Here is a 19,574-nt window from a genome sequence, read left to right on the forward strand (position 1 = left end):
CTCCCCTTGGAAAACGTGTTCCCAAGGGGAATCATCACAAAGCCGCGATCTTATTTCAGAATGAACAGCTCTTGCAGGATGTCTCGGAGGATGGAGGCATTCATCGACACGTAATTTCCTCCCAACATTCTGGAGTGGATTCCGTACCCTTCGTACGTCATCAGTCGTTTCGTAGCCTGTGCCCAAGCGGCTTCATTCCATTTGACTGCGACTAGATCTTCCTCGCCCGATTCCAGCTCTGATTGAATGAGATGGATCGCTGCAGTCGTCGCACCCGTATTGATCAGTTGATTGTGGTGCATGACGTAGCTGACCGTTTTTCGAATGAAGCTCTGCTTGACGAATTCATTGGCAGCGTACAAATTGAAGTCTTCTTGTGTCATGTTGAACATCTCGATGTTTTCTCCAATTTCGGCAAATAACTGGGCAATGTCACTCTCTGTTTCCACCAGAGTCCTCTCCATCACCTTGTCTTTCCAGTACGAATCGAACAAGATGAGGTCGGTCACGACATATCCTTGATTCTCCAGTTCTTTTGCAACATCAAACGCCAGGTTGCCTCCCGATGAATATCCCATGAGCGTATAGGGTCCTTTTGGATCAATCGCGACGATGGCTTCGATGTACTGCTCAAGTCGATTGTCTTCTTCGATGAAATCAAAGCTATGCAGGGAAACGCCTTTGATTTCATCAGCAAGCTTCTGATAATAGACACTCTGGGCACCAATTGGCGTAAAGCAGAATACCTTTCTCGCCGACTCTTCATTTAAGAGAATGGCTCTGCCGGAGTTGCCCTCGAAGTTCTTGTTCGTGATGAAATCCGCTACCTTCTCAATGGTTGGATGCTGGAAGATGAGGTTCAACGGCAGTTCAATCTGCATGTACTCATACACCTTTGCAACCAGCAGCGTTGCTTTCAATGAATGTCCACCCATTTCAAAGAAATGGTCAGTGATACCGATCGGTTCGATCCCCAAAACTTCCTGCCAAATGGCAGCCAATTGATGCTCGGTCGCAGTTCTTGGTGCCACGAACTCACGTGTGGTCGCATCCGATGGCTGTGGCTTCGGCAACGCTTTGCGATCCACTTTTCCATTGGCCGAAAGCGGCAGTTGATCCAACTGAACAAAATAGCTTGGAACCATGTAAGCAGGCAGTTCCTTCACCAGATGCCTTCTCAGCTCGGAAACAGATACTTCTGCTGCTGGGACGAGATAGGCGCATAGGAACTGTCCGGCCGTTAGTTCGTCCTCTTGCACAACTACCACTGCTTGATCGATGCCATCGTAAGCGAGTATGGTGCTTTCGATTTCCCCGATCTCGATGCGGTACCCTCGCACCTTCACCTGTTCGTCAGCCCGACCGATGTAATCGATCGTGCCATCTGTCCGCCATTTCACCAAGTCACCCGTTTTATACATGAGCTCTCCTGGCACAAACGGATTTGGAACGAACTTTTCTTGTGTGAGATCTGGTTTGTTCAAATAGCCTCTTGCAAGTCCGGGTCCTCCGATGCATAGCTCTCCCACTACGCCGATCGGTTGCAAATGATGTTGTGTATCTACGATGTAAACCTGTACATTGGCTAGCGGTCGCCCAATCGTGATGTCTTGACCTACTTCAATCGAACGAGAGATGGTGGTGACGACGCTGTTTTCGGTTGGACCGTATTCATTGTTGATCTCGATTGCTGGATGCTTTTCTTTCGTTTTTTGCACAAGTTGCGGAGGTAGTTTCTCGCCTCCCAATGTTACGCAACGCAGAGGAGAGAAATCTGCAGCAGTCGAGCAATCGAGAATCGCTTGGAATAGACTCGGTACACCGTAATAATGTGTGACTTCCGTTGAGACAATCAGCTTTTTCAGCGCTACCGGATCTTTGGCTTCTTCCTCTCTCGGCAAGACGCAAGTAGCACCTCCGAGAAGCGGAGCGAACAAGCTGGCTACAAACCCATCGAAGGCAAAAGAGAATACCTGTAACGCCTTGTCTCCCGATCCGAATCCATACTCATCTCTTCTCCACTGCAAGCAATTGACGATTCCCTGATGGGAAATCATGACGCCCTTCGGCTTACCGGTCGTACCCGATGTATAGATCACATAGGCGAGATCGGTCGGTTGATTGAGTGATGCGAGATTGGAGCCATCCATCCCGATGTCATGCTCTGCGTTCAGATCAAGCCAGTCAAGCCCGCTCGACACGCTAGACAATAGTTCTGACAGATGAGATTGGCAGAGAAGCAGTGCTGCGTTGCTGTCCGCAAGCAAGTACTGAATGCGTTCTTGCGGATACGCCGGGTCGATCGGAACATACGCACCGCCTGCCTTTAAAATACCAAGGATGCCAACGATCATCTCTGGTGAACGCTCCGCCATGACTGCTACAAGACGATCAGGTCCAATTCCTTTGGTGCGCAGAACTCTTGCCAATCTGTTGGCTCGCTCATTGAGCTCACTGTACGTCAGTGACTGACCGTTAAAGAGAATGGCTTCCTGATCTGGCGTCTTCGATACTTGCTCTTCGAATAATTGATGCATCGTTTTGTCTTGTACATAGCTGACAGCTGTATCATTGAACTTCTCGAAAATTTGCTGCTTCTCCTCCGTCGCGAGCATGTCGATCTCACGCAATCGGATATGCGGATTTTGCACAACGATTTGTGCAATAGCCATGAAGTGGTTGCTTAACCGTTCAATCGTTTCTCGCGTAAACAAGCTTGTGCTGTACTCCACGCCAATGCTGATCTCTTCACGCTCTTCTGTGGCAATCAGCGTCAAATCAAATTTGGAATGGTTGCCAGCCTGATCAGTCATGAAAGGAGCAAGTGTCAAGCCGATCAGGTCGATGGACTCATTCGTGTTGTTCTGCACAGTAAACATCGTGTCGAAGAGCGGGTTTCTGCTTAAGTCTCGCGGAATGTCCAGTTTTTCCACCAGTTCCTCAAACGGATAATCCTGATGAACGTAAGCGTCCAGTGCATTCTGCTTGACTTCCAGCAACAACTCGGTAAATGTTTTCCCAGCATACGGCTTGTTTCTCATCGCCAATGTGTTTACAAACATACCGACGATTGGCTCCAGATCAGCATGGGATCTACCCGTAATCGGTGAGCCGACAATGATGTCCTCTTGCCCGGAATACTTGGAAAGCAGTACGTTGTACGTCGCGAGAAGCACCATGTACAGTGTCGTTCCCGTTTCTCGAGCCAGCTGGTTCAAGCCTTCCATGAGTTGTTTACCGGTTCCGATGGTATACTGATCCCCTGCGAAATTTTGAATGCTTGGTCGGGTGAAATCTGTTTGCAGGTTTAGCACTGGAATTTCGTCTGCAAACACTTGAGCCCAGTACTCTTCTTGCTTGTTGAAGGCATCGGATTGGAAAAGCTCCTGTTGCCATACGGAGAAGTCCTTGTACTGAATTCGTAGATCTGGCAAAACATCCCCTTGGTACAGCTGCACTAAGTCAGACAGGAGAATACCAGAAGATACACCGTCGGAAATGCTATGATGCATGTCGGTAAAGAGGACATGACGATCTTCTCCGATATGCAAAAGACGGACGCGAAGCAACGGCGCTACCCCCAGATCGAATGGTTGAACGAGGGTTGAAAGGACCTCTTGTGCTTGGTCTTCTGTGATCGTTGTATACGAAAGTTCAAAAGAAACTTCCTCGTGAACCTTTTGAACAGGCTCTCCATTTACAACGGCAAAAGACGTACGAAGACTCTCATGTCGCTCTATCAATTGCTTGAACGCTGTCTCTAATCGTTCCGGTTCCAGCTTCCCTTCGATCAGCATGGTCGAAGGCATATTGTAGCTGATGCCGACTCCCTCAAATTGATGGAGGATATACATGCGCTTTTGAGCCGATGAAACAGGATAATACTCTTGCGCAGGTGCTGGTTGAATCGAAATGACATATCCTCTTGCTGTCTCTTCGATGTGTGTAGCCAACTGTTGAATCGTCGGTTTTTCGAACAAAACACGAAGCGGAATATCGACTTGATATTCGTTATGCATGCTCGAAATCACACTCATCGCACGCAGGGAGTGACCGCCAATTGCAAAGAAATCATCCAGAATCCCTACTTGCTCCATATTCAGCACTTGCTCCCATACGCGGGCCAGTCGTGCTTCCAATTCCGTTTGAGGTGCTACGTACTCCGTCGTTCTAAGCATGGATACATCAGGCGCCGGCAAGGAACGTCTATCGATCTTCCCATTTGCGGTAAGCGGCAGCGCTTCAAGAGATACGAAATACGATGGAATCATCGCTTGAGGTAATTCTTTTAGCAATTCCTGGCGTAATTGTGCAGTGTCGATCTCATGGTCTGCCACCATGTACGCGCATAAATACTTTTCTTGTCTGTGATCCTCTCTTGCCATGACGACTGCTTCCAAGATTCCGTCCAGCTTGCGTAGCTGTGTCTCGATTTCGCCCAGCTCGATACGGACACCCCTGATTTTCACTTGATGATCGTTACGACCCAGGAATTCCACATTACCATCCGCGCGCCACTTCGCCAGATCACCCGTACGATACAGCAGCTCATCTGGAGCGAATGGATTCGGTACGAACTTCTCCAGTGTCAGCTCAGGTCTGTTCAAATAACCGCGAGCGACCCCTGCTCCCCCGATGCACAGCTCACCCACGACTCCAACAGGCTGAAGATTCAATTGTTGATCCATCACATACATCTGCATATTCGGTAGCGGTTTTCCGATTGGTACCGTTCCCGAGCGAATGGATGAAACATCTGTTTCTTCGTAATAGCTGGAATCGATGCACGCCTCTGTTACGCCATAACTATTAACGATGCGCAACGTCTGGCTGAATCTCGCGAGCAAGGTCTTGAAGTCTTCTGCTGGACAACTGTCTGCCCCGAGAATCAGGAGCTTCATCTGACTGATATCGAGCTGGTTTTCGTAAATGTAATGCATCAACGGCATAATCAAAGCTGGTGTCGCTTCGAAAATCGTAATTTCATACCGCTTGATGATTTCGTACAAGGACGCAGGGTCCATTTTGACCTCATTCGGGCAAATTACCAGCTGCCCTCCTGTGAGCAATGCTCTGGCAAAATCGCCAGTCGATACGTCGAAGGCGAAGCTCGCCATTTGCAGCAAGCGAACCGGGAAGGTATCCAAGTAATACTCATCCTGCCATGCAAACGCGACATTCGCATAGCTCCGGTGCTCGATCACGACCCCTTTTGGCTTGCCAGTCGTACCGGAAGTATAAATGATGTAAGCGGCGTGTTCCGGCAGTGCCACAGGCTCCAGATTGCTCGCTTCTCCTTGGTACAGCCCCTCTGCTTCCAGATAGAGAGTTTCGTGAGGGAATGCAAGCTGCGTATTCAACTTTTGCAAGGTAAGGAACAGCTTCGCATCGCTATCTTCCAAAATGAATGCTTGACGCTCCAATGGATAGTCTGGATCAATCGGAACGTAGGCGCCGCCGGCTTTCAAAATACCGAGCGTCCCTACTACCATGTGCAACGAACGGTCTACCATGATGCCGACAGTGCTCTCTGGCTTGACTCCCTTTTGGCGCAAAACACGTGCGAGCTGGTTTGCTTTTTCATTTAATTCTCGATACGTTAGCTGCTTATCCTCGAAGATGACAGCTACCTGGTTCGGTGTTTTTTCGACCTGCTCTTCGAATAGCTCCTGGAACGTTTTATTCGTTGGATAAGCGGCTTTTGTTGCATTGAAATCATGCAGCATTTGCCCCATCTCATCTTTTGACAAGACACTGATCTCTGCCAGCTTGCAATCTGGATTGGCAATGATCGTCTTTAGAAGATTGACGTAATGAGTTGCCAGGCGATCGATCGATTCTTTGGCAAACAACTTCGTGCAATAGCTGAACTGCACGAGAAGCTCATCCTGTTGTTCCATCGCATCCAGAGCGATATCGAATTTCGCGATCTTGCCATCTACCGGATATGCGGACATGTTGAGTCCTGCAATTTCTAAGGCAGATGAGTCCGCAAGCCCCAGACTGAACATTGTATCAAACAGCGGATTTCGGCTTAAATCGCGCCGCACTTGCAGCTTATCTACGAGATGTTCAAACGGATAATCCTGATGTTCAAACGCATGTAGCGCATTTTGTCTCACGTCACCCAAAAACTCGCGGAAAGTCAGGTTGCCCCCTGCCACATTTTTCAAGGCAAGCGTGTTGACGAACATGCCGACGATTCGTTCCACATCTGCGTGGGATCGACCTGCAATCGGTGTGCCGACTACGATTTCTTCCTGTCCTGCATATTTGGACAGCAGTACATTGTAGGCTGCCAAAAGCACCATGAACAGTGTTGAGCCCGTATTTGCAGCGAGTTGCCGCAACTCCGCAAGCATTTGATTTCCTGTACCGATCGCTACTGTGTCGCCTTCGAAGCTTTGAACAGTAGGTCTTGGGAAGTCATTTGGCAGATTGAGTAACGGGATCTCCCCTGCGAAGACATTCGTCCAATAATCCTCCTGTTTTTGGAAACGCTCAGACTGGGACAGCTTCGTTTGCCAAGCAGCAAAATCTTTGTACTGGATGCGCATGTCAGGGAGCTGCTTTTCTTCGTACAAGCTCGCAAACTCCTTGGCGATGACTGCAAGCGATACCCCATCCGAGATAATGTGGTGCATATCCATGAAGAACAAATGTCGTTCTGCCCCCAGTTTGATCAAGTCAACCCGGAACAGCGGAGCCACTTCCAGATCAAACGGCTGGACCAACTCCTGAATGCGTTGCTCTACTTGGTCTTCTGTCGCCTCGGAAATACCGATGAGCAGCGTGACATCCTCATGTACTCGTTGCACTGGTTGCCCATTTTTCGAATGGAAGGATGTTCGCAAGGATTCATGTCGTTTTACCAGCGTTCGGATCGCATATTCAAAGCGTTCGTAATCCAGATGGCCATCTATTATCAGCACATTCGGCACGTTGTAGCTGATCCCGCTTCCTTCAAACTCATGCAGGATGTACATTCTTTTTTGAGCAAACGAGACTGGGTAAACGTCTGCTTGCTCTACTGGTTGAATGGTCTCGAACTGTTCAATCTCACTCGAGCTGATATAGGCAGCGAGTTCATGGATCGTAGGAGATTCAAACAGTGCTTTTAACGGAAGCTCTACCTGAAATGCTTTGTGCACCTGCGTGATCACATTCATAGCCTTCAGGGAATGTCCGCCCAGTTCAAAGAAGTTGTCGTGAATACCTATCGCATGAATACCCAGTACCTCTTGCCAAATTTCAGCCAGCTTCGTCTCAGTCGCGCTTTGTGGGGCGACATATGTGGAGCTTTGAACCCGATTACCAGTTGGTTCAGGCAATGCTCTGCGATCGAGCTTTCCGTTTGCAGTCAAAGGCAGCTTATCCATTTGGACATAGAAGGATGGCACCATGTAGCTAGGCAATTCTTTGGAAATCGCTTCTCTCAACTCTGCTGCGTCGAGTTCCGTTTCTGGAACAAAATAAGCGCAGAGAGCTTTTTGACCGTTCGTATCATCCATTACCGTAACGACAGCTTCTTTTACCTTTTCTAGATTGGTGAGAACGGTCTCGATTTCCCCAAGCTCGATCCGATAGCCTCTGATCTTTACCTGTTGGTCGATACGTCCCAAATACTCAATCATTCCATCCGCCTTCCATCTCGCCAAATCCCCTGTGCGGTACATGTTTTCACCAGAAACAAACGGATTCGGAACAAACATCTCGGCAGTCAATTCTGGCTTGTTCAAATAGCCTCTGGCTACCCCGTCTCCACCTACGCACAATTCACCCGGCACCCCAATTGGCTGCGGCTGATTGTAGCGATCCACGATATAAGCAGTGGAGTTCGTGATCGGCTTCCCAATCGGAATATTGTCTTCGAATTCCTTCTCAATCAAATAGCATGTAGAGAAGGTTGTGTTTTCTGTCGGGCCGTATCCGTTCCAAATTTCCAGAGCGGGATGGGCGCTGTTAACTTTGTTGATGTGTCTCGGCGACAGTGCTTCGCCACCGACGATTAACGCACGCAAGCCATCAAACATCGCTGGGTTGTCTTGCGAAAGCTGGTTAAACAGTGGTGAAGTTAACCACATCGTTGTAATCCGATTCTCTCGCAGGAAGCTGCCCAGCCTCTCCGCATCTAACAGAACATCCTTACTAACCAGGAACAAGCTAGCACCATGCAACAGAGCTCCGAAAATCTCGAACGTCATGGCGTCGAAGCCAATAGCGCCCGTTTGAATCATGCGATCTTCTTCACGTACCTGAACGTAGTTCGTATGTTTCACCAATCGGGTGACATTACGATGCCCGACCATGACTCCTTTTGGTTTGCCCGTTGAACCTGACGTGTACATCACATAGGCCAAGTCCTTGGCGTCATTGTGGTTGGTCAGATTGCTGGCATCCTCTTGCTCCAGGCTCTCGTCTTCCAAAACGATTGGAATGAGACCTTCTTCGACGAGATGCAACAGATGTCTTTGAACAAGGACAACCTTCACGCCGCCATCTTCGAGCATGTAAGAAATACGCTCGGATGGATGCTCTGGATCAATCCCCAGGTAGGCGCCTCCCGCTTTGATGATCCCCATAATGCCTGTGATCATCTCGAGAGAACGATCTGCCAACATACCTACAACGCTGTCTCTTCCTACTTCCAATCGGCGAAGAGCACTTGCGATCTGATTCGCTTTTTGGTTCAGCTCCCGATACGTCAGCATCTGTTCGTTCATCACAACTGCAGTATGCTCGGGCGTTCTTTCCACTTGCTCCTCGAACAGCTCCTGAATCGTGCTTTCGCGTGGATACGCGGCAAACGTATTGTTGAATGCAACAGTTACGATGTGTTTTTCTTCCTCACCGAGCAAGTTGATTTCACGCAACGCCGCTGTTTGGTCTGCAATGACTCCTCGTAGCACCTGGAGGAAATGCCCTGCCATTCTTTCCATCGTGTCTCTTTGGAACAATTTCGTGGAGTAAACGAGACCAAAATGAATTCCTGTCTCATCTTCATGCGCTTCCAGTGTGAGATCGAACTTGGCGTTGCCTTGCTGCCCATCTCCGGAGTAGGCTTCAAATTTCAGCCCATCCAGCTCATAAGCTTTTTTGTCCAGGTTTTGCAAAATAAACATGGTGTCAAACAGTGGATTTCTGCTGAGATCCCTCTGAATTTCCAGTTTTTCGACCAGTGCTTCAAACGGATAATCCTGGTGGGCGTATGCGTGCAGCGTATTCTGTTTGACATCTTCCAAAAATGCCTGGAACGATTTCGTTCCATCGGGGTAGTTTCGCAAAGCCAATGTATTGACAAACATCCCCAAGATTTTTTCTACATCCGCATGAGATCTACCAGCAATCGGCGTTCCCACTACGATGTCTTCTTGGCCGCTGTATTTAGATAGGAGCACATTGTAAGCCGCCAGCAAGACCATAAACAGCGTGGTTTGGTTCTCCTGAGCGAGTTTGTATAAATCGTCCATCAACGTTTTGTCTGTTTGGAACGAAATGCAATCTCCCTCAAAGCTTTGAACCAGCGGGCGAGAATAATCGGCGGGCAGATTCAGTACCGGAATGTCACCCGCGAAGGAATTCAACCAGTAGTTCTCGTGCTTTGTATAAATGTCTGTTTGGAACAGATCCGTTTGCCAGACAGCAAAATCTTTGTATTGAACAGCCAGCTCTGGCAAATACTCGTTTCGATATAGCTTGGAGAATTCTTCCATGATGATTCCGACAGAGACGCCATCCGAAATGATGTGATGCATATCCATCAGGAAGAGATGTCGCTTCTCCCCCAAGCTGAAGAGTCCGACTCTCAACAACGGAGCCTTCTCCAGATCAAATGCTTGCACAAATGATTCGATGGTTTGCTCGACTTGCTCTTCCGTCACAGCCTCATAGCGCACATCCAGTTCGACCACCTCATGTACACGCTGAACAGGCTCGCCATTCACTGTGTGGAAGGATGTCCGCAACGATTCGTGTCGCTTGACTAGCCCATGTATCGCGGTTTCAAAGCGTGCATGATCCAGTTCGCCCACGATATACATCACGCTTGGCATGTTATAGACTGTTCCAGTGCCTTCAAACTGGCGCAGGACAAACATCCTCTTTTGTGCAGAAGAAACGGGATAATACGCTTGCCGCGGCACAGGCTGAATCGGTACATGTGTGTCTTTTCCACTTGTCTCGATATACTGTGCCAACGCCTGGATGGTAGGCGTCGCAAAGAGTACTCTGAGTGGAATCTCGACTTGATACTCTCGATGGATCTGTGCGGCGAGCGACATGGCTTTCAAGGAATGCCCACCTAGCTGGAAGAAGTTGTCGAGAACACCGATGTCGTTTACCCCAAGCACACGTTCCCAAATCTCTACCAGCCTGTTTTCCACAGGACTTGCTGGCGCCACATATTCTGCTCCCGTTACAGGTCTGCCTTCTGGTTTCGGCAAGGCTTTCCTGTCGATCTTTCCATTAGGCGTAAGCGGGAGAAGATCGAGCTGGACCAGGTACGCAGGAATCATGTATGACGGCAAGCTTTGCGACAAATACGACCACAGATTCGAGACTTCAAGCTTTTCTTCCGCCGTGTAATAAGCAGCAAGCGACGATTGGCCCTGTTGGTCCTCATGGATAATCACGACAGCTGCAGTCAGCTTTTCAAAGGAGAGCATAACCGACTCAATCTCGCCGATTTCAATCCGATATCCCCTTACTTTTACCTGTTCATCCAAGCGACCGACAAATTCAATCGTTCCGTCAGGGAGCCACTTTCCTAGATCGCCAGTCTTGTACATGCGCTCGCCTTCCGAATAGGGATGAGAAACAAACTTCTCTGCTGTGAGTTCCGGCTTGTTCCAATATCCACGTGCCAAACCGTGGCCACCGATGCAAATTTCCCCGACAACGCCGATTGGCTGTAGCTGATGGAATTTGTCCACGATATAGATGCTGGTGTTGGCAATGGGACGTCCGATCGTTATCGCAGAATCCAGTTGCGAAATTCGCTGCCAAGTAGCGACGACACTGCTTTCTGTCGGACCGTATTCATTGACGATGACCAATTGCAGATTCTGCTGATTGCTCTTCTCAACGAGCTGAGCTGATACTTTTTCGCCCCCAAGTGTGACGGTTTGCAGGGAGCTGATATCCGCAGCAGTGCCGCACTCCAATATCGCTTGGAACAAACTTGGCACGCATGTCATTTGGGTGCATCTCGCAGCTGCAATGAGGTTTCTGAGAGATACAGGGTCTTTGGCTTCTTCATCCTCCGCCAAGACGACGGTTGAACCGGAAAGGATCGGAGTAAAGAAGGAAAGAACAAAGGCATCAAACGCAAAGGATAAGGGCACCAGACTTCTATCTTGGACGCTAAACTGATACTCCTCTTTCTTCCACAACACGCTGTTGACAATACCACGATGCTCAATCATTACGCCTTTTGGCTTGCCTGTTGTCCCTGATGTGTAGATGACATAAGCCAAATCGGAAGCGGTTTGAATCAGCTCGAGATTCGAACGGTTGGGAGAATAGTTCTTCTCCTCCTCCAGATACAGGCATTCCACGCTCATACTAGAAGCCAGCTTAGCTCCAAGATGTTTTTGGGTAAGCACCAGACGGGCTTCGCAATCCTCCAGCATGTAGGCCACACGATCGCCCGGATATTCGGGATCGATAGGCACGTAGGCTCCACCTGCTTTCAAAATGGCCATGATTCCCACAACCATTTCTACAGAACGGTTTGCCATGATTCCTACGAATTGGTTAGCCTTTACTCCCCGTTCACGCAAGGTAACCGCAAGCTGGTTTGCTCGCTCATTCAGTTCGTGATAGGACATCTGCTTATCGCCGATTACAACAGCAGCAACCTGTGGTGTTTTTTCCACTTGCTCCTCAAATAGCTCATGAAGTGTCGTGTTCTGTGGATATTCCTTATGCGTCTGGTTGAATTCTACTAACAAGCGATGCTTTTCTTCATCGGACAGCATAGTGATTTCCGACAAGGTAATAGCTTGTTGCTCAATAACGGCATGAAGGATTCGGATGAAATGTGCCGCTATTTTTTCAATCGTCTCTCTTGTAAACAATTTGGTGCAGTAATCAAGGCTAAAGATGATCTCCTCATCTTCTTCGTACGCCTCTAATGACAGATCAAACTTGGCCTGATTCATGTCTGCCATATAGGGTGTAAACGTCAATTGCTCCATTTCGAACGGCTTCTGATCCATATTTTGCAAGATAAATACGGTGTCAAACAAAGGATTACGGCTCAAATCCCGTTGAATGTTCAGCTTATCGATCAGCTCATCAAGTGGATAATCCTGATTATCAAAGGCTTTCAGCGTATTGTTTTTCACTTCTGCTAAAAAGCTAAGGAAGGACTTACCCCCCACAGGCTCGTTTCGCAATGCCAGTGTATTGACAAACATACCGATGATCGAATCCGTTTCTGCATGGGACCTGCCAGCAGTAGGTGCACCAACAATAATGTCCTCTTGTCCAGAGTATTTGGAGAGAAGTACATTGTAGGCAGCCAGCAGAACCATGTAGAGCGTAGCTCCTGTACCATGAGCAAGTCGATTCAATTCTTTTTTCAAAAGGGCACCAGAGCTGAAAACAAATCGCTCACCCTCGAAGCTTTTCACAGAAGGTCTCGGATAATCCGTTGCAAGATTCAATACAGGAATTTCTCCCGTAAAGGTATCGATCCAATAGGCTTCCTGAGCAGCAAACGCTTCCGTCTCGAACCATTGATTCTGCCATTGGGCAAAGTCCTTGTACTGAATGCTCAGTTCTGGCAGCTCTTCCCCGTGATAAAGCTGAGCAAGCTCTTGAACAAGAATGCCAATCGATACACCATCCACCACAATATGGTGCAAATCCAGCATGAAAAGATGGCGTTCCGGAGCCAGTTTGACCAGTCCAGCGCGAATCAGTGGAGCTTTTTCCAAATCGAACGGTTGAATAAATTGCTCGACGATTTGTTTGAGCTCTCCCTCTGTTGACTCCATCAACGAGATTTCCAGCTCGACATCTTCATGTACGCGCTGAACAGTCTCTCCTTTCATGGAGTGGAACGAGGTACGCAGAGATTCATGGCGTCTCACCAGACGCTTGAGCGCTTGCTGCAAACGTTCTGTATCTAGCTTGCCATCGATGTACAGGATACCCGGCATGTTGTAGCTGATGTCTGCACCTTCCATTTGTCGGAGAATAAACATTCTCTTTTGTGCAGAAGACACCGAGTAATACTCCTGCTTTTGGACAGGTTCAATCGTCGTATACTTGCCTTTGCTCGCAGTAGCGATGTATGCCGACAAGTCAGCGATCGTAGGCGATTCAAACAGTGTTTTCAACGGCACATCTACTTGAAGGGTGCGATGGATCAAAGAGATGACGTTCATCGCCTTCAAGGAGTGTCCACCCAACTCGAAGAAATGATCGTGGACCCCGATTTGGTTCACGCCAAGTACACTTTGCCAAATGTCTGCGAGCGTAGCTTCCACTTCATTGCGTGGCGCTACATACACGGTTTCAGATGAGGATGCTCCCTCAGGTTGAGGCAATGCTTTGCGATCTACCTTGCCATTTGCCGTGAGCGGCAGCTTCTCCAAATAAACAAAATAAGAAGGAATCATATAAGATGGCAAATGGGAACCCATGTAAGCTCTCAGGTCGGCTGTCTTGATATCCTGATCGGCAACGATATAGGCGTACAAGTTGTTTTGCCCTTTTTCATCTGGACGGGCAAGGACAATGGCCGTTTTTATCCATTCATGCTGCAATAGCCTTGCTTCGATCTCACCCAGTTCGATCCGGTGGCCTCTGATTTTGACCTGATGGTCGATGCGTCCGAGATATTCCACGTTGCCGCAGGCTAGGTACCTGACCATGTCTCCAGTTCGGTACATCCTACTACCCGGTTCAAACGGATTGTCAATAAAGCTGGCTGTTGTCAGTTCTTCACGATTCCAGTAGCCGCGGGCCAAACCATCGCCAGCAATGCACAGTTCTCCTGCAACCCCTACAGGCTGGAGCTGGTTGCTCGCATTTACGACGTACAAACGGACGTTATCAATCGGTTTGCCAATGGGAATCACGCCATACTCCGGCAAACGAGGGCAAATCCAGTATGTCGCATCAATCGTGGATTCTGTAGGGCCATAGAGGTTAATCAACTGTGCCGTTTGCGTCTGGTAAAAGCGTGAAACAAGTGCAGGTGCCAATGCTTCTCCACCGCAGAAAACGCGTTGCAAGCTCGTGCAAGAGCTCCATCCCGGTTCGGTCATGATCAGGTCCAGCAAGGAAGGAACCATCTGTAAAGTCGTGATCTTCTCTTCTCTGATCATGCGAGTCATGTACTCGATGTCGCGATGTCCGTCTGGCTTTGCCAGTACCAGGCGTCCTCCCGTGATCAGTGGCAAATAAAATTCCCATACGGAAGCATCGAAGGAAAACGGCGTTTTTTGCAAGACAGCATCCTCTGTAGTCAGTGGGAAGGCATTCTTCATCCAATGCATGTGATTGCAAATCGCTTGATGCGCGATCATAACCCCTTTGGGATTTCCGGTCGAACCAGATGTATAGATGACATAAGCCAAGTCATCCTTGCCAGAGATATTGTCAAGATTGGTGTCGTCACCTGTATAAATCGCTTCATCGTCTACGTCGATGATTTCTCCTGCATACTCTACTGTCTCTTTCAAATGACGCTGTGTCAGTAGAATCGGAGCTTTGCTGTCGCTGAGCATGTATTGGATTCTTTCAGGCGGGTAGGTAGGATCAATTGGCGTATACGCACCACCTGCTTTTAACACGGCCAACATGCTCACGACCATCCCGATAGAACGGTCTACCATAATTCCGATCATCGTATCTGGTTGAGTTTCTTTGCTCCGCAGCAAACGAGCTACTTGATTAGCCCGGGCGTTCAACTGGCGATAGGTCAAGGTGTATCCGTCATAGGCTACTGCAACTTGATCTGGCGTCAGCAATACTTGCTCTTCAAACAATTGATGCAATATCTGATCAGCGGAACGTTCGACAAAAGTATCGTTGACGTTCAGAATGAGAGCACGTTTTTCTGCTTCCGTCATCATGTCGATTTCTGCTAACTTGGCATTCGTTTGTGCACTAATGGTACGCAGAATTTCCAGATAATGATGGGCCATTCTTTGGATGGTTTCCTTCTTGAACAGCTTCGTTCCAAATGCGAATTGGAATTGAATGTCGGACTGCGATTCACTCGCATTCAAAGCAAGATCGAACTTTGAAATTTTGTTAAATATCTCATACGGAGCTGCTGTAAGCTGCTCGATTTCCAGCGTCTGCTGATTCGCATTTTCCAAAGAAAACATGGTGTCAAACAATGGATTTCGGCTAATGTCACGTTGAATCGCCAGCTTTTCCACCAGCTCTTCAAATGGATAATCCTGATTGTCATAGGCCGCCAGCGCATTTTGTTTCACTTCTTGCAAGAATTGGGTAAAGGTTTTGTCGCTCGTAGGATGATTTCTCATCGCCAACGTATTCACGAAGATCCCCATGATGTTTTCCACATCGGCATGAGAACGGCCAGCGACAGGCGTACCGACAATGATATCCTCTTGGCCGGAATACTTGGACAGCAGTACATGGTAAGCCGCGAGCAAGACCATATACAGGGTTGTACCAGTATCTGCTGCTACCTTGCGCAAACGCTCGACCAATTCTTTTCCTGTGTCAAAAAGAACAAGATCCCCTTCAAAGCTTTGAATGGTTGGACGCGAATAATCAGTCGGCAGATTCAGCAAAGGTATTTCATCAGCAAACGTATTTAACCAGTGGAGCTCCTGCTTCTTGTACACGTCCGTCTGGAACAGCTCATTTTGCCAAGCAGCGAAATCCTTGTATTGGAGAGAAAGAGGCTGCAAGGCTTCCCCTTGGTACAACTTGGCAAATTCACTCAGTAAAATTTGGGACGAAACACCGTCCGAGATGATATGGTGCATGTCTAGCAGGAACAAATGACGGTCTTTGCCTAACTTGACCAAGCCTGTTCGAATCAACGGAGCGATTCCGAGGTCAAATGGACGGACAAAATCGCGCATGATCTGCTCCGCCTTGTCTTCCGTAGACTTCAGCATCAGGATTGGTACTTCTACCTCATCATCCACTTTCTGTACAGGCTCACCATCGATACGGTGGAAGGAGGTGCGCAAGGCTTCGTGCCGCTCCGCCAGTCGTTGGACCGTGCTAGCAAAACGATTGTAATCCAGCTTTCCTTCCAGCAACATTGCTCCCGAAATGTTATAACTGATGCCACTTCCTTCAAATTGCTGAAGGATGTACATTCTTTTTTGAGCAGAAGATACGGGATAAAATTCTTTTCCCTCAACCGGTTGAATGGCTGTGTACTTGCTTTTCCCCGATTTCGAGATAAAAGCAGCGAGCTGGGATACGGTCGGATTCTCGAACAGTGCCTTTACTGGCAAATCCACTTCCAACGCTTTAGAGACTTGAAAGATGACTGTCATAGCCTTCAGTGAATGTCCGCCCAAATCAAAGAAATGATCGTGAACGCCTACACGGCTAACTCCCAGTACCTGCTGCCAAATCTCAGCCAATTTTGTTTCCGTTTCATTCTGAGGAGCGACGAACGCTGTTCCCGTTACAACTGCACCGTCAGGCTTCGGCAATTTCTTCCGCTCTACTTTTCCATTGGCTGTCAGCGGAATTTCCTCCAAACGGACAAAGAAGGACGGGATCATGTAGGAAGGAAGTGTACTTCCCAGATGCTCTCTCAATTCCGACACGGTCAACTCCTGCTCGGAAACGATGTAGGCATAGAGCACATTTTGACCACTGTCATCCTTTTCAGCGATGACGACGGCTTCCTTGATCCATTCATGCTGCGTCAAACGCGTCTCAATTTCGCCCATCTCAATCCGATGCCCACGAATTTTGACTTGATGGTCGATTCTTCCCAAATATTCCATATTGCCATCTGGGAGCCATTTCGCCAGATCGCCTGTTCGATACATTTTGGTCCCCGGGCGGAACGGATTTTCGATGAACTTTTCCTGGGTCAGCTCTGGTCTATTGAAATATCCCTTGGCTACGCCATCTCCGGATATATACATCTCGCCAATGGAGCCAACGGGTATCGGCTGCATAGAGGAATCGAGTAAATAAAGCTGGACGTTGTCTGCAGGGACTCCGATTGGTACCGATTCTTGGATCGGTTTTTTCGGGTCATACAAATAAATCATGCAGCCCACAACCGTTTCGGTAGGTCCATACTCATTGAAAATCTTGACATTCTGTCCGAAGTTCTCATAGATTCTCTTCGCCAATTGGGTTGGCAAGTTTTCACCACCGACAATAAACCGTCGGATGCTGCTGTTTGTTCCATCTATTTCTTCAATCAGCTTCAAATGTGTTGGCGTCAGCTTGATGATGCCCACTTGATTATCTTGGATGATGTCTAAAATGACCTGTACCTTATCTGTTCCTCTGTAGACATAGATCGTATTGCCTGATAGAAGCGGCGTGAAGATCGAGGTGACAGTCAAATCAAACGAAATGGAAGAGTACAGCGGAAAGTCTACAGCTTCCCCTTGGACATACTCCTTGTTCGCCCACCAAATGTAATTGACTAGACCTCGGTGGGTAATCATCGCGCCTTTTGGATTCCCCGTGGACCCGGAAGTATAGATCATGTACGCCAAATCGTCCGGAGTGCATGCTGTGTCAAGATCTGTACTATCTCCTTCAAACAAGGAAGGATTGTCTAGGTAGAGAATGTCGCCTTCAAACTCGACTTTTTCCTGAAGATGAGACTGAGTCAAGAGTATCGTGGTCTGACTGTCATCCAGTAAATACTGAATTCTCTCTATCGGATACTCGGGATCAATCGGCAAATAGGCACCGCCTGATTTTAGAACTGCCATAATAGCCACGATCAGCTCGAGTGAATGCTCTGCCATAATGGAGACGAAACTGCCTTGGGTAATTCCTTTCCCACGCAGAGCTCTGGCCAACTGGTTGGAACGCTCCTGAAGCTCCTGGTAAGTAAGGCGATCTTCCCCGCAAACAACCGCAACTTTCGAAGGTGTCTGTCTTGCTTGCTCCGCGATCAGCTCGAAAATCATTTTATCGCGTGGATAATCGGCGGTCGTGTCGTTATACGCTACCAGCAATTGCTGTTTTTCTTCATCCGTGATGATTCCGATATCTTCAAGCAGTACATTCGGATTGTGAATGACCTGCTCAATGATCGTTTTCAAGTGCCCTTCTACTCGGTTCATGAATGATTCCTCATAAACCGATGCATTATAGCTCAACTTCACATACATCTCATTCGAAGGTGCGACTGCTACCACAACGTTAAAATCATAGGAAGTCTGTTCTTCCCCATTTTCCACATTGAATTGAAAGCCTAAGGAATCCTTCCGATCATTCGAAGCTTGATCCGGGTAGTTTTCATACGTCACCAAATGATCGATTAACTCCTGTTTCAGTACCGTCTTGCTCTGAATTTCGTACAGCGGAGCGAAATCATAAGAAGCAGAAGCCAAGGCTTGCTTCTGAACAGTTTTTAGCAGCCCACTGAAGGTTTGTTTTCTGTTCGTTTGCACGCGGGTTGGGATCGTGTTAATGAACAATCCAACCATGCTCTCAATCCCCTGGATCCCTGGCGGACGACCTGACACAACAGAACCGAATACCACATCATCCGAATTTTTGTACTTGCTCGCCAAAATTCCCCAAAGAGATTGAAACACACTGCTCATCGTAGCCTGATTCTGATTGGCAATCTGCATCAGCTGCTGAGTCTTCTCAGGTGCGACCGTGAAAAGATTCTCCACATGTACATAATTGCCATCTTCCGCTACATTCTTCTTTTTAGGGAAATCAGACTGATGGTCATAGCCTTCCAGGTAGTTCTGCCAATAAGTAAGTGCTTCTTCTTTGTTTTGCTTATCCAGCCATTTGATATATTCGCTGTATGGTTTGGTTGCTTCCCGCGGAACCGCCTCGCCCTTACGAATGGCGGCATAGTACGCGAGCAGCTTATGAAGCAATACGCCCAACGACCAACCGTCGACGATGATATGGTGGAATGCCCAAACGAATTGATACTGGTTCTCCCCCGTTTGGAAAATGGCTCCTTTCATCAAGACGTCTTTCGTCAGCTCAAACGTATGATGCTGGTTGGTATACGCTTTTATGTAATCGTTCTGATCATCTATAGGTAAATGAGCAATGTTTTCGAAATGAACGGTAGCTTTTCTCTCTTTAAAAACAACCTGTCGAGGTCGCTGCAGGTTTTGATATACAAACACAGTTCGCAAAACCTCATAGTTCTCTACGAGCTTGTTCATGCTCTCTTCAAAAATAGGCAGGTGAAAATCACCTTGGAGCTTTGCGGACATCTGGAGGCAGTAGGCGCTGCTGTCTGTATCTTTGACAGCATGAAACAACATACCCTCTTGCAATGGGGTTAACGGATAAATTTTCGCAATATTTTCCTGCTTATTCATTCTGCACCTCAACTCTGTGATTTATCGATTTAAAGAGGGTTCCTCCAATAAAAGCGAAAT

The 19,574-nt window shown here is 48.0% G+C and carries 1 protein-coding gene; it reads right to left on the bottom strand.

Annotation, left to right across the window (positions count from 1 at the left end; all coding sequences use genetic code 11):
• Positions 1-50 precede the first annotated feature (50 nt).
• Complete coding sequence (gene tycC / locus HP399_RS16470) at positions 51-19,514, bottom strand: tyrocidine non-ribosomal peptide synthetase TycC (protein WP_173617629.1); 19,464 nt, start codon at positions 19,512-19,514, stop codon at positions 51-53.
• Positions 19,515-19,574 lie beyond the last annotated feature (60 nt).

The sequence above is a fragment of the Brevibacillus sp. DP1.3A genome (assembly GCF_013284245.2).
Taxonomy (GTDB): Bacteria; Bacillota; Bacilli; order Brevibacillales; family Brevibacillaceae; genus Brevibacillus.

Bases quoted from the DNA above. Each gene is read 5' to 3' on its own strand.
- tycC (WP_173617629.1), bottom strand. From the start codon at position 19,514: ATGAATAAGCAGGAAAATATTGCGAAAATTTATCCGTTAACCCCATTG.